1 protein-coding gene is annotated in these 547 nt (G+C 47.7%); it reads left to right on the forward strand.

The window, feature by feature from the left end; all coding sequences use genetic code 11:
* Positions 1-6: 6 nt before the first annotated feature.
* Positions 7-547: peptide MFS transporter (locus ACFQQL_RS19135; protein WP_465254086.1), on the forward strand; the 541-nt coding region annotated here is incomplete at its 3' end.

Below are 547 nucleotides of genomic sequence, written 5' to 3' on the forward strand. Positions count from 1 at the left end.
TTCATTATGTCAACTTTGAATAAACAGAAAATTGTGGACAGTGTCCCGCAAAAAGGCTTTTTCGGTCACCCTAAGGGCTTGTTCACTCTCTTCTTTACAGAGTTTTGGGAGCGTTTCTCCTACTATGGAATGAGAGCGATCCTTGTTTACTATATGTACTACAGCGTTTCAGAAGGTGGATTAGGTTTAAGCGAGCAAACCGCTCTTGCCATCATGTCCATCTACGGTTCACTCGTATACATGTCCGGTGTTATCGGCGGATGGCTGGCTGACCGCGTGTTCGGTACGTCGAAGGCCCTGTTCTACGGCGGTATTTTAATCGTGATCGGTCACATCCTCCTGTCGCTTCCTGGCAGTGTGACGATGCTATTCGTCTCCATGGTGTTCATCGTAATCGGTACAGGTATGCTTAAGCCGAACGTTTCAAGTGTAGTCGGTGATATGTACAGCCCTGAAGACACGCGCCGCGATGCAGGTTTCAGTATTTTCTACATGGGGATTAACCTTGGTGCGTTCCTGTCTCCGCTTATTATCGGTAAAGTGCAGG

Source organism: Georgenia alba (assembly GCF_042665525.1).
In the GTDB taxonomy this organism is placed as follows: domain Bacteria; phylum Actinomycetota; class Actinomycetes; order Actinomycetales; family Actinomycetaceae; genus Allobogoriella; species Allobogoriella alba.